Below are 16320 nucleotides of genomic sequence, written 5' to 3'. Positions count from 1 at the left end.
GTTACTTGCCTGCATCGCTCGTCTCCTTGCGTGAGGCGGACTTGCGCGGGTCGAGATAGGGCACCCAGTCCAGAATGTCGACGTTCGTGAAACTCAAAGGCCGCGTTGCAAAGAACATCACGGCGCGCAATCCGTCGGTATGGTAAAGCGCGCCGTTGAGCGTCGTCCGGGGATGGGCTTGCGGTGCCGGGCCGACACCGTTCACGAAGCCGAGCTTGTCGAGCCCGCCCGAATACATCATGTCCTGAACGATGAAGTTTCTGGCCTCGTCGACGTCGCCGTGCAGCACGTCGCTGGTCGATCCGTTGCGCGCGAAGCGCCCGCCGACCGGCCGTCCGACCTGCGCCACGTACACGACCTCGCCGTTGAAGCGAATGGGTGTGAGCCACGCGCGGATCGAAGTCGCGGGCGTGCCCGTCTGCGCTTGCCGGCGAAGGACGACATCCGGGCGGCGTCCGAAAGCCCATTGATCGAGATCGCTTTCGCGCAGGTTGCGTCGATAGCTGCGCCGCACGAGCGCCGCGCCGATGTCGCCCAGATTGCCGACCACCACGACGTTCAGCGGGTCCGCGCCGGTCGTGGCGTGCTGATCGGTGGCGCAGCACGGCAGCCGTTCGAGCGCGGCACGCAGCGAGGCGAGGTCGTGGTAGTCCGTGATCTCCGTAGCGGGGTACTGGTACAGCGTCAGCGCGAGGCGGGAGTCGGGCGTGTCGTCGGGCACGCTGACGAAGAGCGAGAAGGGCACGAGCGTCCTGCTTCCGAACAGGTCGATATTGACGAGCTTGGGGTCGCGATCCGGATTGGTGAAGACGATCCCCGCGCGCGTCTCGCCCGGTGCCACCGGATTCTTGAAACCGAGCTTGTTGAAATGATTGTCGATGTTCGCGTTCGTTGCGAAACCGAGCAGCGTGTGCATCGACCACGCGACTTCGAGCGGTGAGAAGTAGTCGGGATCGGTACCCGATTGCAGCAGCCACAACGGTTGCAACGTCCGGTTCTGAACTTCGATCCAGACGGGCTGCATGTTGTTCTTGTTGATGTCGGCGCCGAACATCCGTTGGCTGTCGGCCGACGAAAGCACGGCCGCGCTCACCTGAACATCCTGTTTGGTGGCGCTGACGGCGCGCTTGCGCAGCGGCGCATCGTCGACGCTCGGCGGAGCCGTCCATGTCCCGCAAGCGGCCAAAACGAGGAGGAGGGCGACGGCGCCGGCCGCACGGATCAACGCACGATGCGACCGGCGCGGCGCGCTCATTGTTTCGCTCCCGCGCGCGGATGATTGCTCGGCTTGGCATTCACCTCCCAGGGGAAAATCCCGATCTCCGAAAGCGACGTCGGACGGCGGTCGAACACGAGCACCTGCCGATACCCGTCGGTGTAGTACGGATCGGTCGTGAGGTTTTCGCTCGGCGCGCTCTGCGAAGCGGCGCCCACGCCCTTGACGAAGCCGAGCTCGACGAGGTTCTGCGAATACGCCATGTCCTCGGCGAGCGCTCGGCGTGCCTCGTCGACGTCCGGGTCGATCTTGTGCGTGGTGAAGGTCGGCGAATGAAACGTGAAGCGCACGCCGATATCGCGGCTGATCTGGCCCACCCACACGAGCTTGCCGTGGTATCGCATCGGACTCAGCCAGAGCCGCAGATGATTGCGCTGGTGAATGGTGTCGCGCGCTTTCTGCAACGCGAGATCCTGGGCGCGGCCGAACAGGTAGAGGTCGCTCACGGGCGCATTGACGTAGCGATCGCCGGACAGCGCGGAAGTCACGGTGCGCATGATCGCGCCCGACCACTTCTGTTCGGTCGGACTCCAGCCGCGGCGCACCAGAGCGGGAAAGGCGTCGTCGAGTCCGCCCACGACGACCAGATTGAGCGGATCGCCGGTCTTCGAACCGTCCTGGTTCGTGGCGCAGCACGGCAGGGCTTCGAGTGCGGCGCGAAATGCGTCGTCGTCCGTGTAGTTCACGATCTGGTCGGACGGATACATCTCGCGCCGGAAGACTTCGCTCACGTGGTAGTCGGCATAGAAGCCGGGCACGATCACGAGGATGGAGAAGGTTCTCGCTTGCGCGCTCGCAACGAGGTCGAGCTGGACGAGCTTGGCGCCTTCGTCGAGATGGGTCAGCACGAATCCCGACTTGGTCTCGCCGGGCTGGATGGGGTTCTGGAAGGCCAGTTCGCGAAAGCGCTGCGCGAGTGTGCCGCCGGCGTGCGCCGGATCGCCGTTGCCGAAGGCCTCGGCTGCTTCCGATGCGGGAAAGAAATTCGGGTCGAGCCCCGGGGACATCAGGAAATAATTAAGTGCTTCGTCGTTGGAGACTTCGATCCAGACGGGTTGAATCCCCTTCTCTGCGAGCGGCACGCCGTAGACGGACGCGCTCTCCTCGGCCGACAGCACGGACGCGGATACCCGCAGTCCGCCTTCGGTGCGGGTCGCGGCGCGGCTCTTGTAGGTGAGCCCGCTAACGGCCGGCGGCGTGATGGCGCAAGCGGCCAGAAACAAGGCGACAACAACGGCAGCCAGCAGTCGATTCACGATGCGGTTCATCGCGTAACCTCATTGCCGCTAGGCAGATGCCAGGGATCGTTGTGATAGGTCCTTCTCGGGTGTTGGTCGAATTATAGTGTGCAAGTCCGGTTACACCGCGGCTGAAATGTCGATGACAGCCGCGTCATGCTTTTTTGCCGCTCAGCGCCACGCGCCGGTGGTGACGGGCGTATGCGCGTCCATCCAGTCGTACACTTCCGTGGTACTTGCCCACGCCCACGTGCGGGCGGAGGCCTGCTCGCGTCGCTCGACGGAGGTTCGATCCTTGTTCAGATCGTGGTCGGCTTTGAAACTGTCGGCGTCGTTTTGAAGTGCGCCGGTTTTTGCGTGAGTAGACATGTCTTGCGTTCCTGTGATTGGCGAGCAGCCGTCGGCATGCCCGTAACATCAAAATTGATTCGTTGATTCCCGTCGTAGTCGTGCGTCAGCTCAGCTCGGCGACGAATTCGTCGGCGCGCGTCCATTCGCCATGCCCCGAAGCAGGGTTCAGATGGCCGGCCGCGCCGATGTTCACGAAACGGCTGCCCCATGCATCGGCGAGTTCCGCGACGCGCTCGAAGCGCGCGAGCGGATCGTTGGTACTGGCGGCCACGATGCTCGGGAACGGCAGGTGCTCGCGCGGAGCGGGCAGCCAGCCATGTTCACGCAGCGTCTCGACCGTCGGATAACCGTCCGGCATCGGCGACTCGAAATCGGGCGGCGTCGCGAGCAGGGCGCCCTGAATCTCCCGCCGATGCATCCGGGCCCAGTGCACGGTAATCATCACGCCCGCGCTGTGCGCGACGAGCACGACCGGGCCTTCGATCCTAGCGAGCGCCGCATCGAGCGCGGCGACGCGGGCCGCGCAGTCCAGCTTGTCGCGTTCCAGCGGAGGCACCGAGCGCGCATTCGGGAGCCTGCGTTCGAGCAACGTCTGCCAGTGGTCTTCGACGTGATCGCGCAATCCCGGCACGATCAGCACCGCGGGCGTTGAGATAGATGTCATGAATCGTTTTTCCCCGTGAAGGCTCATTGTTGTGCCGCTTGTCCGCGGAGCGCGTCGATGCGGCTCAGGTCGCGCGTGTATCTCGACCGGCCGATCGCGAACGCCACCATCGCCGCGAGGCTCACGAGCGGAATGATCTGCAAGGCGCCCAGGAGGCCGATGCGGTCGGCGATCGCGCCCGTGACGAGCGGACCCGGCGCGAGGCCCAGGAGATTGTTCGCAAGCGTGAGCGTCGCGAAGGCGGATGCGTGGATCGTCGATGGCGTGAGGTTGGCGACCATCGCTCCGGCCGGGCCGGAAGTGCCCGCGACGACGAGAATGCCCGCGCCGAGCAGCACGAGTTGCAATGCGCCGGCGTCGAGACGGAAACCGATCGACAGCAACACGAACGAGATCAGGCAATAGGCGACGGCCGTGACCCACTTGCGCGCGGGAACCTTTCGGCAGATCCGGTCGGTGGCGATACCGCATGCGACCATCCCGACTCCGCCCAGCAACACGAAGACCGCGGCGCCGGCGGCCGCTTTGTCGGCGGGCAGCCCGTAGTAGCGATTCAGGAAGCTCGGCATCCACGCGATCACGGCGCCCATGATGAAAAGCTGCAATCCGCTGCCGACATAGGCGCACACGACCGAGACCGTCGAGAAGAGGCCAGCCAGCAGTTTGCGCAGGCTCGTGCGCATGCCGCCAGCGTTCTGCTCCGCGGCCTGCGCGTCCGGATAGCGGGCGGCAATGCGCTTGTCCGACACCAGCAGCCGGTACGCGATCACCAGCATGATGCCGAAACAGGCCATCGCGGCGAACGACGCACGCCAGCCGAAGTGCACCGCGACAAAGCCGCCCAGCGCCATGCCGAGCACCGAGCCGAATGCGCCGCCGGCCATGAAGGCGCCGGTGAGCGTGGAGCGCAGATGCGCCGGGAAGATGCTGAGAATGAGCGCGATGCCGACGCTTCCATAGGCGGCTTCGCCGAGCCCCACGAAGGCGCGCGCGACGAGCATTTCTCCATAGTTGGTCGCGATGGCGCAGCCGAGCGTGGCGAGGCTCCAGAGCGCTGCCATGACGATCAGGCTGCGCACGCGGCCCCAGCGGTCCGCGAGCACGGAGAGGGGGAAGGTCAGCAGACCGACCATCAGCGCGACCACGCCGCTGAGCGAACCCAGTTGCGTGTCGGACAGGCCCCACGACTGTTTCAGCAGCGGAAAGACCGCGTTCAGGACCTGCCGTGACATGTAGTCCGACAGCAGCAGACCGAAGGTCAGCGCGAACACGACCCACGCGTATTTGCGCGAGATGGCCGGAGCGGCGACGCCGCTCGTGGCCGGCTTGATGCAATGAATATCCAAGATCGTCTCCTCCGATGTCTGGCGTGCGGCCTCGTCATGCGCCTGAGCGCAGCGGGTCGTTTGTTGTTCTGGCCGGGCAAGCGCTGCTTGCCCGGCCTTCGCCATGGAGTGTTAAGTGAAAGGTGCGGGCGCGGCGTTCAAGGCCGCGTCCGCGTGGGGGTGTCAGGCAGCGCGCAGCGGCAGATTGACCTGGCCGGACTTCCGGTTCGGCGCCATGCCCATCTGCGCGAGCGTCTCGTCGGCGTCCTTGTATTGCACGCCGATCTTGTAGATCGCGCGCGCTTCCTTGCCGCTCGCAATCTCGCGTCCCAGTTCGCGGGCGACGCGCACGCACTGCTCGATCTGCTGCACCGAGGTCATGCGGTTGCCGTGCTGGTCGATGATCGTGTCCTCGATGCCGCAGCGCGGATGCAGGCCCATCGACATCGCCATCATGTTGAACGGCAACACGTTCTTCAGGAGCGACTCCGCGGTCAGCGTGCAGCCGTCCGGCGCACGGTGCACGAAGTTGAAGAAGTTGAACGGGTTCGGGCCGTCGAAACCGCCGCCGATACCGATCCACGTCAGGTTCAGCGGACCCGTGTACACGCCCTTGCGCACGAGGCGTTCGAGCGTTTCCAGCGCATGGATGCCGGTCAGCTGGAAGTGCGGCTGGATGTTCGACGCCTGCAGCCGCCGCAGATGCTCCTCCACCCACGCCGGGCCGGCCGGCACGGTCATTTCGCTGTAGGCGGCGTGAATCGCCTTACTCGCGAGCGAGGTGCCTTCCAGGTATTCCGGATACAGCAACTCCATGATGTTCATCTGCGTGGTGTTGATCGCAACCGTCACCTGGTCAGGCTTCGGATCGAGATCGGCGAGCATGTGACGCGTGTCGTCGGACAGCCACTTCGCCGCCTGACCGTCGTCTTCCGGCGCGAACGAGATCGAGCCGCCCACCTGGATGATCATGTCCGGCACCGCGGCGCGCACGCCCGCGATCAGTTCGTTGAACTTCGACAGGCGCTTGGAACCCTTGCCGTCCAGTTCGCGCACATGCAGGTGCAGCACCGTGGCGCCCGCGTTGTAGCAGTCGACTGCCTTCTGGATCTGTTCGTCCATCGTCACCGGAATGTCTTCCGGGAAGTCGGCCGGCATCCATTCGGGGCCGTAGGGCGCGACCGTGATGACCACTTTGTCCTGGTTCTCGGGGTGCAGGGAATCGTCGAGGAATTGCATGTGTTGCTCCAGCGTAAATAGGTTCGGTGTAAGGCAGGTAGGCGGCGTTCGGGGCGCCTGAATCAGTAAGGCACGTCGCCGACGATTCCGGCTCGCTCCATCTTGCGATGGCACGGCGGGTAATCCATGACCGCGTAGTGCTGCGTGCTGCGGTTGTCCCAGATCGCGATGCTGTTCGGCTTCCAGCGCCAGCGGACCTGGTGCTCGGGGATGTATGCCTGGCTGATCAGGTAGTTCAGCAGTTGGCTCGCGCCCGGATTCGCGTCCTGCCCGAAGCGCACGCGCGCGGGCGTGTGATAGTTGCTGAAGTGGGTCGTGAAGGCGTTCACGAAGAGCGTCTTCTCCCCCGTCTCGGGGTGCGTGCGCACGACCGGGTGCTCCGCATCCGGAAACTGGGCTTTCAGCGCGAGGCGCTTTTCGATCGGCATCGCCGCGCCGAAACTCGCTTCGATGCTGTGGCGGGCGCGCAAATCGGCGATCTGCGTCTTGATGTGCTCGGGCAGGTTCTCATAGGCCAGCACCATGTTCGCCCAGACGGTGTCGCCACCGACCGGCGGACACTCGACGCAGCGCAGCACGCAACCGAACGGCGGCGCTGCGCGCCAGGTGGCGTCGGTGTGCCACGCGTTCTCGTAGCGGTCGTTGGGCTGGTCGGGATTCTTGTAGATTCGCACGAGGCCCGGATGCTCCGGATCGCTGCCGGCGACCGGATGGTCTTCCAGTTCACCGAAGCGGCGGGCAAAGGCAACGTGCTCGGCACGGGTGATCTCCTGATCGCGCAGGAACACCACGCGATGCTTGAGCAGCGCGGCGCGGATCTCGGCGAACAGACCGTCGTCGTGCACCGCGTCCGCGAGGCTGACACCGGTGAGTTCTGCTCCGATCGAGCAGGTGAGTTGTTCGACGCGCATCATGGTCTCCTACACGACGAAAATGGATGAGCCGGTGGTCCGGCGCGATTCGAGGTCGCGATGCGCCTGTGCGGCATCGGGCAGCGCATAGCGCTGATTGATCTCGATCTTGATGCGACCGGCCGCGACGTGCCCGAAGAGCTCGCTTGCCAGCGCGTCCTTCTCGGCCGGATCGGCGATGTAATCGGCGAGCGCGGGCCGGGTCAGATAAAGCGAGCCCTTCATCGCGAGCAATTGCGGATTGAACGGCGGAATCGGGCCGGACGCGGTGCCGACGCAGACCATCAGGCCACGGCGCGCGAGCGAGTTCAGCGACGCTTCGAAGGTGTCCTTGCCCACGCTGTCGAACACGACGTTCACGCCTGCGCCTTCGGTCAGTTCACGCACGCGCTTCGCGACGTCCTCGTGGCTGTAGTCGATGACGTGATCGCAGCCGTGCGCGCGGGCCACTTCGGCCTTGGCTGCGCTCGACACCGTGCCGATCACCTTGATTCCCAACAGACGCGCCCACTGCGACACGATCAGCCCGACCCCACCGGCGGCGGCATGCAGCAGGATCGAATCGCCCGGCTTGAACGCATGGATGCGGCGCATCAGGTAGGACGCGGTCAGGCCGCGCATGGTCATCGCGGCGGCGGTGGCGCATTCGATGTCGTCCGGCAGCCGGATGAGGGCGGACGCGGGCACGAGCCGCTCGGTGCTGTACGCGCCGAGCGTGTTGATGAAGCCCGTGTAGGTCACGCGATCGCCGACGAGCAGTTGATCGACGTCCGGTCCGACGGCCTCGACCACGCCCGCTGCTTCCACGCCCATGCCGGCGGGGAGGGCGACGGGATAGAGGCCGCTGCGGAAGTACGTATCGGCGAAATTCAGGCCGACGGCCTCATGACGCAGCCGTACCTGCCCGGGACCGGGCATGCCGACCGGCACCTCTTCCCACTTCAGAACCTCGGGGCCGCCTGTTTCGTGAAAGCGGATTGCGTATGCCATGTGTCTCTCCAGTCATGCGTGCGAGCCGTCGGGCTCGCTGATTGAGTAGCGGTTGCTCGCAGCCGGACCAGCCGGCGCCGCGCAATTGAATTCGTCGTTGATTTCGGTCCAGTCGGCGTAGCTCAGATAGCGTCGTGCCGCCGGAAGGATCACGCCCTGTTCGCGGCCCATCCATTCCGAAACGAACCGCACGTAAGCGCTCACTGCCTGTTCGAGTTCCCCGGCCGTCGATGCGGCGTGCGGATTTCGTCCGATCATTCCAGCCAGCCCGTCGAGCAGTTCTCCGTCGCGCTGATGCAGGCGTTCGAGTTCGTCGAGTTCGGCGTTGACCACCGACGTCCGTTTGCGAAGGCGCCGGAACAGCGATTCCTTCGCGTTCGCCCCGAAGCCTCGTGCTGCAAGGCCATGCAGCCTGTCGACCGCTTCGCGCAGCGTCCGGGCCTGCGGGGCGTCGCCGCGTTCGCGCTCGGCGCGGATCGCGTCGAGCCATGCGTGCAAGGCTTCCGCGAGCGCCCGGTGTGCGCCGAGCAGAACGCCGATCGACGCCTGCACGGCCGGCCGAGCGTCGGTGCCGCACGTCAGCATGGCGGGCCTCGACGCGTCGGGTGTGCCTGCGACCGGCGCGGCCATCGCCGGCCGGGAGGCGGCCGCGAAGATCAGATCGCAGCCGTGCCTGCGCGCTTGCGCCAGGGCGGGGTCGCAGGCCTGCTCGCTTTGGGCGACCACCGACGCGCACGGCACGCCTTGTGCGCGGGCGCCGGCTTCGGCTCTTGCCAGCAGTTCGGCCGCGTGTTCGTCGGCCGGCCCGGGCAGCACCGCCGATGACACGTACAGAAACGTCACGCGCGCGCCGATGGCCTGCGCGAATTCCGTCGCTTGACCGATCGCTTCGATGCTGGTGTCGGTGTCCTCGACAGGGACGAGTAGATGTCGGTACATGGCGTTTTGCGCTGGATTGGCGTGTGCGTGAACTCATCTGCATCGTAGTTCACGCAAGCCCGGCGCGACCCTCTCCCGGCGGGAGGGGCTTGACGCCTCCCGGTGATTCGAACCATGCTGTGGACCTGATTCGCGACAGAAGCGGCCGTTCCAGGTCGCCGATGGCATTCCGACCGACCTTTCCTGATGGCATCCATCTCAAGCGGCTCCCCACCCTCGACGACCGAGCTCGTCCTGAAGACCATCGCGCCGCGCGCACCGCTGAACCTCGTCGCGCGGGCACGGCTGAGCGCGGAGGCCGCGGACTACCACGAGCGCCAGGTCACGCTCGTGCAGGCGCCGGCCGGTTACGGGAAAACCTCGCTGCTCGCGCAGTGGCGGCGCGAATATCTGTCGCGCGGGATCGCCGTGGCGTGGCTTCTCGCCGACGAGCGCGACGACCCCGAACGGCTCCTGCGCGCGCTCCTGCAGGCGGTGAGGACCGGCTGCGCGCGGCCGGCGTTCGGCGCCTTGCTGCTCGACAGCGCGATCGCGTCGGTCGGGGAACTGGATGGCGCGACAGGCTGGCTCGCCGAGCTCGCCGTGCTGTCGCTGGACGTCGTGCTGATCGTCGACGAGGCCGAGCGGCTGCCCGCCGCCGGCGCCGAGATGCTCGCCTACGTGCTGCGCAATGCGCCGCAAAACCTGCGCGTGGTGGTGGCGGCAAGACGTGGCCTCGAGGCGCCGCTCGCCGATCTGCTGATGTACGGCCAGGCCACGCTCGTCGGCCCGGATGCATTGCGCTTTCGCCTCGACGAGACGATCGCGCTGATCACAGGGCGCTTCGGCGAGCGCGTCGACGCCGACGCGTGCGCGCGGCTCTTCGAAGTCACCGACGGCTGGCCGCTCGGATTGCAGCTCGCGCTCGCCGCGATGGCGCATGCGTCGGACCCGCGCAAGGCTGTCGAGACGATCGCGTCGGGCGCCGGCAGCTTGCGCGAACATCTCGTGGGCGCCTTGATCGCCAATCTTTCTTCGGAAGACGACGCGTTTCTCACGCGCATCAGCGCCGTGGATATGCTGCATCCGGCGTTGTGCGAGGCGCTGACGGACAACCCGCACGCGTCGGAGCACCTCGCGCGACTCGTGCGCGAGACGCCCGTGTTCATCACGGTGGAGGACAGCGCGTGGTGCCGCCTGCATACGGTGGTGCGCGACGCGCTGCGCGTGCGTCTCGCGCGTCTGCCTGCCGCCGATCGCGAGGAGCTGCATGCGCGCGCCGCGAGATGGCTCGTCGGCCAGGGGATGATTGAGGAAGCCGCGCACCACGCGCATGCGGCCGGCCAGCACGAGCTTGCCTACGACCTCGCCGAACGCAGCCTGCACGATGCGGTGCGGCAAGGGCATCTGAGCGTCGTGCTCGACTGGCTCGATCTGCTGCCGGAAGCGGAACTGGAGCGGCGTCCTCGCTTGCGGCTCGCGGCGGCGTGGGCGCTGGCGGTCGGGCAGCGCCACGAAGAGGCGCAGCGCCAGGTGGAGCGGATTCTCGCGGGCCCGGCCGTCGGCGACGAACTGCATTACGAGTGCGCGCTGATCCTGAGCGCGGCCGCCTATTTCGCGGACGAACCCGACCGCTTCGTCGAACTGTTCGAACCTTGGGCCGGGTCTCCGCCCAATGTCGAATCGTGGCTCGCGCAGGTTCACGCGAACCGGCTGGCGGCGCGCGCGATGCTGCTCGGCGAACCGGCGCAGGCGCGGCGCGCGCAGCAGCGCGTGCGGCATGGCGGAGGCGTCGAGCCGCTCGGCTATCTGCTGCGCTGGGGCGAGCACATCACCGGTTCGAGCTATCTGTGGGAAGGCCAGATGCCGCTTGCCGAAGAGGTGATGAAGCCCGCGCTCGCGAGTGCCGAGGCGGAACTGGGGCGTCGTCATCCGCTCAGCTGCATGTTCGCGGCGGCGTGCGCAGCGATCGCCTATGAAGACGATCGGCTCGACGAAGCCGCTGCGTTGCTCGCCAACCGCCTCGACATGCTCGAACGCGCCGCCACGCCGGAAACCGTGACGCTCGCCTATCGCACGGCGGCGCGCATTGCCGCGGTGCGCGGCAGCGAGCATCGTGCGCTCGACATGCTGGAAGCGATGCACGCGCTCGGCGTGAGCCGGCGCCAGCCTCGCTTGTGTATCGCGAGCCTCGCCGAGCAACTGCGCATGCACGCGGGCCGCTACCGCGCCGAGACGTGCGCCGCGCTGGTGCGCCGCATCGACGACATCCTGGCTCGCGAGGCGGGTCGCGGACCGCTCTGGCGCGAGTCGGTCGCGCTCCTGCAGTCGCTGGCGCACGCCGATGCCGCCATTGCCGCGCGAAACTGGCCGCAGGCGCTCGTCGCGCTCGACACCGCCGCCAGACAGGCCGACGCGATGAAGATGGGGCGTTATCGCATCGAGATCATGGGCTTGCGGGCGTTCGCGCAGCAGCAGACGGGTGTCGATGCAACGCCTCTCCTGCTCGAAGCGGTGAACCTCGCACAGACCTTCAGGCTGGGCCGCACGCTGCTCGATGCGCATCCCGCGCTCGCGGACTGGGCGCGACGCGCAGGCAGCGCAGCCGACACCGCCGATGGCGCGCGCGCGCCGGCCCCGTTGCCGAATGTGCGGCCGCATCCACAGGACACCGGCGGGCCACGCGCGGTGCCGTGCGTCGTCCTGACGCCCAAGGAGCGGGAGATTCTCGAACTGCTCGCGCGCAATCTGACGAACAAGGAGATCGCGCGCGCAGGCGCGATCGGAGAGGGCACGGTGAAGTGGCACCTCAAGAACCTGTTCGGCAAGCTCGATGCGAGTTCGCGCAAGCACGCCGTGCGACGCGCGGCGGTGCTGGGCCTGCTCGAAGGCACGATCTAAGGACAGCGCGCCGCTTGCCGCGCTCACGCGGCTTAGATCCGTAGCATTCCGATCCCCTCCCTCCGCGAGAGGGGCCGGAAGTCGTCTCCTTCCGTATTCTTGCTGCATGACTTCACGCGCCATCGCAATGTCGTCCGCGCTGCTTGCGGATCGCGGCATTCGCAGCGCGCCGACTGACTTGCCGATGGCACGCGTGCAGGTCGAAAAAGAAAACATCCGGAGACCCCTCATGAAATCCAGACTTTCCTGCCTCGCTGCATTACTGGCCTGTTCCGGCGCCGCTCACGCGCAAGGATCGGTGACGCTGTATGGTGTTCTCGATGCCGGCCTGCTCTATCAGAGCACGTCAGCGGCTTCCTTCGCACCGAACGCCCCCAACACGGGCAAGGTGTATCGCTACAAGGACGGCGGCATCTACGCCAGCTTCTGGGGCCTCAAGGGCAGCGAAGACCTGGGCGGCGGATACCGCGTCAACTTCAAGTTGCAGGGCACCTTCGACACCGGCAGCGGCAGGTTCGGCCTCTCCGACACGCCCGGCGTTCCCGCGCAGTTCAACCAGTTCGCGACGATCGGGGTTTCCGGTCCGTTCGGCACGTTCAATGCGGGCCGCCAGATCGTGCCGATGGTCTACGCGATGTTCGATACCGACGTGCGCGCAGCGCAGTACTTCGGCAGCATTCTCACCGCGTGGCTCGGCATGAACCAGGCAGCCGGCTGGCCTGGTACGAGCACGAACGGTCCGATCGGCGCGCTGTACGACAGCAACGCGCTCGTCTACGAATCGCCGAAGTTCTATGGCGCTTCGCTTGCGCTGGAATATGCGCCGGGCGGCGTCGCGGGCCAGTTCCAGGGCGGCACGCGCGAGTCCGCCGTGGTGAAGTATTCGAACTACGGCCTGAACCTGTCGGCGGTCTATTACAACGGCCACGACGCGAACCCGCTGCCCGGCATTGCGCCGACGGGGCTGAACAACAACCGCTTGGTGTACCTCGGCGCGATGTACACGTTCCGCGATTTCTCCGTGTCCGGCTCGTACAGCCACGGCAAGAATCCGGCGAACGCCGGCCGCGCCGACTACGACCTCTATTCGGCCGGCCTCGGCTATCGGTTCAATCCGGTGCTGAAAGTGACCTCGGGGTTCTACTACCTGAAGGACAAGAACAGCTCGACGAATCATTCGAGCGAATTCGCGGTGGGCACGGAATACAGCCTGTCCAAGCGCACGCTCGCCTATGCGCAGGTCGGCTACGTCGACAATCACGGCACGATGAACCAGACGATCGTGTATGGACAACCCGTGGCTCCGGGAGAGTCGACCACGGCTGCAATGATCGGCATACGCCACAACTTCTGAGCGTAGCCGCGCGGCCGTTGCGATCCGCAGATCCTGTGAACAATAACCGGAGTCATCCATGAAGAGAATCAAGCCACGCAGTTCAGGTTGTGCAGCGTTGATTGTTTTGGCATCGGTCGGCGCCAGCCTTCAGGTTGGCGAAACAATGGCGGCATCGAGCGAGCCTTCGGTAGCGTCGAGTGCGGCGCCCGCTAGCAGCAGCCGCTCGGCCAATCGCGCGCTGCGCAAGCGCGTGTACGCCGCATTCGCCAAGGACAAAAGTATCGAAGCGGGCGACATCGGCGTTAGCGCGACCGACGGAGCCGTCACACTGACCGGCACGGTGGCTGACGCCGCGCAGATCGAAAAAGCGGGCGCACTGGCGAGCAGCGCGGCCGGTGTCCAGTCCGTGAAGAACAAGCTGACCGTCCGGCGGCCGTTCGGGCAATAGTCCGCGCCGCTTCGCATCAAGGGAGTCAAAGACATGATCGAATCAACTCAAGCGGCGTATGCGTACCCGTTGCTCATCAAGCATCTTCTGCATACGCCACTTGCGCATGCGCCCGATCAGGAGATCGTCTATCGCGGCGACACGCGCCTGACTTATCGCACGATGAGCGAGCGCATCGCGCGCCTCGCACACGGCCTCGGCCGCCACGGCGCGAAGATGGGCAGCGCCGTCGCGGTGATGGACTGGGACAGCCACCGCTACCTCGAATGCTATTTCGCCGTTCCGATGATGGGCGCCGTGCTGCAAACGGTCAACGTGCGGCTATCGCCGGCGGAGATCGCCTACACGATCAACCATGCGGGCGCGCAGATCCTGCTCGTTCATACGGACTTCCTGCCCGTCGTCGAAGCGATCAGGGACCAGCTCGAAACGGTGTGCGCCTTCATCCGGATCGACGACGAAGGCAGCGAGGCCGTTGCGCATTCGATCCCCTTCGCGGACGACTACGAGACCATGCTCGCGGCGAGCGCGCCCGTCTACGACTTCCCGGATTTCGACGAGAACACGCGCGCCACCACGTTCTATACGACGGGCACGACGGGACTGCCCAAGGGCGTCTATTTCTCGCATCGTCAGCTCGTGCTGCACACCATCACGGGGATGGCGGCGCTGGCAAGTCCCGTATCGGGACAGCGTTTTCACCGCGGCGACGTCTACATGCCGATCACGCCGATGTTCCACGTCCACGCGTGGGGCATGCCTTATATCGCTACCGTGCTCGGCGTGAAGCAGGTATATCCGGGCCGTTACCTGCCGGATCGGCTCGTCGGGCTGGTGCGCGATGAAGGCGTCACGTTCTCGCATTGCGTCGGCACGATCCTGCACATGCTGCTCGACTGTCCCGAAGCGAAGACCGTCGATCTGAGCAAATGGAAAGTGGTCATCGGCGGCGGCGCGCTGCCTCATGGACTTGCGCGCGCCGCGCTCGATCGCGGCATCGATATCTTCGCAGGCTACGGGATGTCGGAGACCGGGCCTCTGCTGACGCTCGCGCAACTCAAGCCCGGCAGCGAGACGCTCGACGCCGACGAGCAAGTGCGCCTGCGTTGCAAGACGGGTCTGCCGTTGCCGCTCGTCGATTTGCGCATCGCGGACGAGGAGGGCGCTGACGTCGCTCACGACGGCAAAGCGAGCGGTGAAGTAATCGTGCGCGCACCGTGGCTGACGCAGGGCTATCTGAAGAATCCCGAGGCATCCGACCAGCTTTGGGAAGGCGGCCATCTGCACACGCAGGACATCGCGAACATCGACGGGCAAGGGTATCTGCAGATCGTCGATCGCATGAAGGATGTCATCAAGTCGGGTGGCGAATGGGTGTCCTCGCTTGCGATCGAAAGCCTGATCTCATTGCATCCGGGCGTGTCGGAAGCGGCGGTGATCGGCATCAGCGATGCGAAGTGGGGCGAGCGGCCCGTCGCACTCGTCGTGCTCAAGCCGGACTTCGCGCTAACAGTTTCGGAAGACGACATCCGGAATCACGTGCTCGCGTTCAGCACGACGGGCCAGATTTCGAAGTACGCCGTGCCGCAGGTCGTGAAGATCGTCGAGCGACTCGAAAAGACGAGCGTCGGCAAGCTCAACAAGAAGCGGCTGCGCGAACAGTTCGCTTAAGGAAAGCGTCGAGAGAACGTGGCAAGGCACGGCACCTGATGACGGCGTGCCGTGCCGCCCTATTACTTGCCCGCAGGTTCCACGGATATCGCCAGCGCTTCCGTGTAGACGGCTTCCACCTGATCGCCCTTCTTGATGCGGTTGAGACGTTCGGGATCTTCCACTTTCAGGTCCACCGTATTGCCTTTGGGTCCTTTGAGCGTGACCGTCTTCGCCTTGTGATTCACGGCGACCACATCCGCGACGATCGTGACCTCCCGCCCGACCTTGCCACCCGGCTTGGCACCGGCAGCCGAGCGCTGCTCAGTACCCTGCTCGGTGTGCGACGCGGTCCCTTTCTCCTTCATGAGGCTGACCGTCAAGGACTCGCTATAGGCGACGGTCACGACATCGCCCAACGCGATCTGGTCGAAGTTGCGCGCCTCCTCGGTGACTTCGAGTTCGACGACCTTGCCCTGGCGTGTCTTGAGCGTGACGGTGCGCGTGGCGCGGTCGATGCCGACCACCGTCGCGGTCATTTTGGTGAAGCCCTTGACGGTCGTCTGGTCCTGTCCCTTGGTGACTTCGACATCCGTCTGCGGCTGAGCCAGTGCAACCTGCGCAAGCAACGCAACGGCGACAATGGCAAGTCCTTTCGTGGTCTTCATCCTGGTTCTCCCATGAAAAATGCATGTCGCCTTCATGCCGAAGGCGGGCGGTCCGTGCGTTGCCGGGGGGCGTTGCTCCGGCCATTAAGGTCGATCGACGCCATCAGGAACCAATCAGGAACGCTCATCCACGCGCGTCCACGACGAGTCCGGATCGAATTCGGTGACGGGCGCCGGTGCCCGGCCACGATCCTTCTGATAGATGACGCCGTTGTTGTTGACGATGAACGTCATCACGCCGCTCGTGCCGTATTCGGCGGGGAAGGCGACCATCGCGAAGCCGGCGATCATTCTTCCGTTGATGACATAGCTGTACGCGCCTCCAGGCGCGCTCTTGCCCTGCCGGGTGAGAATGCGATAGTGGTATCCGTGATACGCATCGCCCGGCCGACGTTCCTTGAAATG

15 protein-coding genes are annotated in these 16320 nt (G+C 65.6%); 4 read left to right on the top strand and 11 right to left on the bottom strand.

All coding sequences use genetic code 11. The features are described 5' to 3' along the window. Position 1: 1 nt before the first annotated feature. From AWB66_RS28085 to AWB66_RS28045, 9 genes are all read right to left on the bottom strand, one after another. Positions 2–1255, bottom strand: coding sequence for an LssY C-terminal domain-containing protein (locus AWB66_RS28085; protein WP_087633336.1), 1254 nt, complete (start codon positions 1253–1255; stop codon positions 2–4). Beyond that, positions 1252–2544 (bottom strand): LssY C-terminal domain-containing protein, encoded by a 1293-nt coding sequence (locus tag AWB66_RS28080; RefSeq protein ID WP_087633335.1) that lies wholly within the window; start codon positions 2542–2544, stop codon positions 1252–1254. The genes AWB66_RS28085 and AWB66_RS28080 overlap by 4 nt, the downstream gene beginning before the upstream one ends. A 141-nt stretch (positions 2545–2685) precedes the next feature. Further along, positions 2686–2883: a hypothetical protein gene (locus AWB66_RS28075; protein ID WP_087633334.1), complete on the bottom strand. Its 198-nt coding sequence runs from the start codon at positions 2881–2883 to the stop codon at positions 2686–2688. A gap of 85 nt (positions 2884–2968) precedes the next feature. Beyond that, on the bottom strand, positions 2969–3529 hold the full coding sequence (locus AWB66_RS28070; protein ID WP_087633333.1) for an RBBP9/YdeN family alpha/beta hydrolase: 561 nt from the start codon (positions 3527–3529) through the stop codon (positions 2969–2971). Positions 3530–3552: 23 nt separating this feature from the next. After that, entirely contained in the window at positions 3553–4875 is a 1323-nt protein-coding gene (locus tag AWB66_RS28065; RefSeq protein ID WP_235021272.1) for an MFS transporter, read from the bottom strand. A gap of 162 nt (positions 4876–5037) precedes the next feature. Further along, entirely contained in the window at positions 5038–6093 is a 1056-nt protein-coding gene (locus AWB66_RS28060; protein WP_087633331.1) for a beta-keto acid cleavage family enzyme, read from the bottom strand. Between the two features lie 62 nt (positions 6094–6155). Continuing rightward, the gene (locus AWB66_RS28055) at positions 6156–7004 is read right to left on the bottom strand and encodes a TauD/TfdA dioxygenase family protein (protein ID WP_087633330.1); all 849 of its coding nucleotides are present in this window, start codon (positions 7002–7004) and stop codon (positions 6156–6158) included. Between the two features lie 9 nt (positions 7005–7013). Further along, the gene (locus AWB66_RS28050; protein WP_087633329.1) at positions 7014–7994 is read right to left on the bottom strand and encodes a quinone oxidoreductase family protein; all 981 of its coding nucleotides are present in this window, start codon (positions 7992–7994) and stop codon (positions 7014–7016) included. Positions 7995–8006: 12 nt separating this feature from the next. After that, positions 8007–8933 (bottom strand): universal stress protein, encoded by a 927-nt coding sequence (locus AWB66_RS28045; RefSeq protein ID WP_087633328.1) that lies wholly within the window; start codon positions 8931–8933, stop codon positions 8007–8009. A gap of 186 nt (positions 8934–9119) precedes the next feature. On the opposite strand from AWB66_RS28045, the gene AWB66_RS28040 reads away from it, so the two are divergent. The 4 genes from AWB66_RS28040 to AWB66_RS28025 all read left to right on the top strand — a co-directional run bounded on the left by AWB66_RS28040 (position 9120) and on the right by AWB66_RS28025 (position 15268). After that, entirely contained in the window at positions 9120–11813 is a 2694-nt protein-coding gene (locus tag AWB66_RS28040) for a helix-turn-helix transcriptional regulator (RefSeq protein ID WP_087633327.1), read from the top strand. A 229-nt stretch (positions 11814–12042) separates the two neighbouring features. After that, positions 12043–13167 (top strand): porin, encoded by a 1125-nt coding sequence (locus AWB66_RS28035; RefSeq protein WP_087633358.1) that lies wholly within the window; start codon positions 12043–12045, stop codon positions 13165–13167. A gap of 58 nt (positions 13168–13225) precedes the next feature. Beyond that, positions 13226–13597 (top strand): BON domain-containing protein, encoded by a 372-nt coding sequence (locus AWB66_RS28030; protein ID WP_087633326.1) that lies wholly within the window; start codon positions 13226–13228, stop codon positions 13595–13597. Positions 13598–13630: 33 nt separating this feature from the next. After that, complete coding sequence (locus AWB66_RS28025) at positions 13631–15268, top strand: fatty acid--CoA ligase (RefSeq protein ID WP_087633325.1); 1638 nt, start codon at positions 13631–13633, stop codon at positions 15266–15268. Between the two features lie 62 nt (positions 15269–15330). On the opposite strand, the gene AWB66_RS28020 is transcribed toward AWB66_RS28025, so the two are convergent. Both AWB66_RS28020 and AWB66_RS28015 read right to left on the bottom strand, forming a co-directional pair. After that, positions 15331–15915, bottom strand: a complete 585-nt coding sequence (locus tag AWB66_RS28020) for a hypothetical protein (protein WP_087633324.1) — start codon at positions 15913–15915, stop codon at positions 15331–15333. Between the two features lie 114 nt (positions 15916–16029). Further along, positions 16030–16320: DUF2950 family protein (locus tag AWB66_RS28015; protein WP_125469805.1), on the bottom strand; the 291-nt coding region annotated here is incomplete at its 5' end.

It is taken from the genome of Caballeronia telluris (assembly GCF_001544495.1).
Classification (GTDB): domain Bacteria; phylum Pseudomonadota; class Gammaproteobacteria; order Burkholderiales; family Burkholderiaceae; genus Caballeronia; species Caballeronia telluris.
The sequence above is the reverse complement of the archived record's forward strand: the minus strand, read 5'-3'. Positions and strand labels throughout refer to the sequence as shown.

Excerpts from the sequence above, each read along its gene's own strand:
- AWB66_RS28085 (WP_087633336.1), bottom strand. The coding sequence starts at position 1,255 with ATGAGCGCGCCGCGCCGGTCGCATCGTGCGTTGATCCGTGCGGCCGGC.
- AWB66_RS28080 (WP_087633335.1), bottom strand. The coding sequence starts at position 2,544 with ATGAACCGCATCGTGAATCGACTGCTGGCTGCCGTTGTTGTCGCCTTG.
- AWB66_RS28075 (WP_087633334.1), bottom strand. The coding sequence starts at position 2,883 with ATGTCTACTCACGCAAAAACCGGCGCACTTCAAAACGACGCCGACAGT.
- AWB66_RS28070 (WP_087633333.1), bottom strand. The coding sequence starts at position 3,529 with ATGACATCTATCTCAACGCCCGCGGTGCTGATCGTGCCGGGATTGCGC.
- AWB66_RS28060 (WP_087633331.1), bottom strand. The coding sequence starts at position 6,093 with ATGCAATTCCTCGACGATTCCCTGCACCCCGAGAACCAGGACAAAGTG.
- AWB66_RS28055 (WP_087633330.1), bottom strand. The coding sequence starts at position 7,004 with ATGCGCGTCGAACAACTCACCTGCTCGATCGGAGCAGAACTCACCGGT.
- AWB66_RS28050 (WP_087633329.1), bottom strand. The coding sequence starts at position 7,994 with ATGGCATACGCAATCCGCTTTCACGAAACAGGCGGCCCCGAGGTTCTG.
- AWB66_RS28045 (WP_087633328.1), bottom strand. The coding sequence starts at position 8,933 with ATGTACCGACATCTACTCGTCCCTGTCGAGGACACCGACACCAGCATC.
- AWB66_RS28040 (WP_087633327.1), top strand. The coding sequence starts at position 9,120 with ATGGCATCCATCTCAAGCGGCTCCCCACCCTCGACGACCGAGCTCGTC.
- AWB66_RS28035 (WP_087633358.1), top strand. The coding sequence starts at position 12,043 with ATGAAATCCAGACTTTCCTGCCTCGCTGCATTACTGGCCTGTTCCGGC.
- AWB66_RS28030 (WP_087633326.1), top strand. The coding sequence starts at position 13,226 with ATGAAGAGAATCAAGCCACGCAGTTCAGGTTGTGCAGCGTTGATTGTT.
- AWB66_RS28025 (WP_087633325.1), top strand. The coding sequence starts at position 13,631 with ATGATCGAATCAACTCAAGCGGCGTATGCGTACCCGTTGCTCATCAAG.
- AWB66_RS28020 (WP_087633324.1), bottom strand. The coding sequence starts at position 15,915 with ATGAAGACCACGAAAGGACTTGCCATTGTCGCCGTTGCGTTGCTTGCG.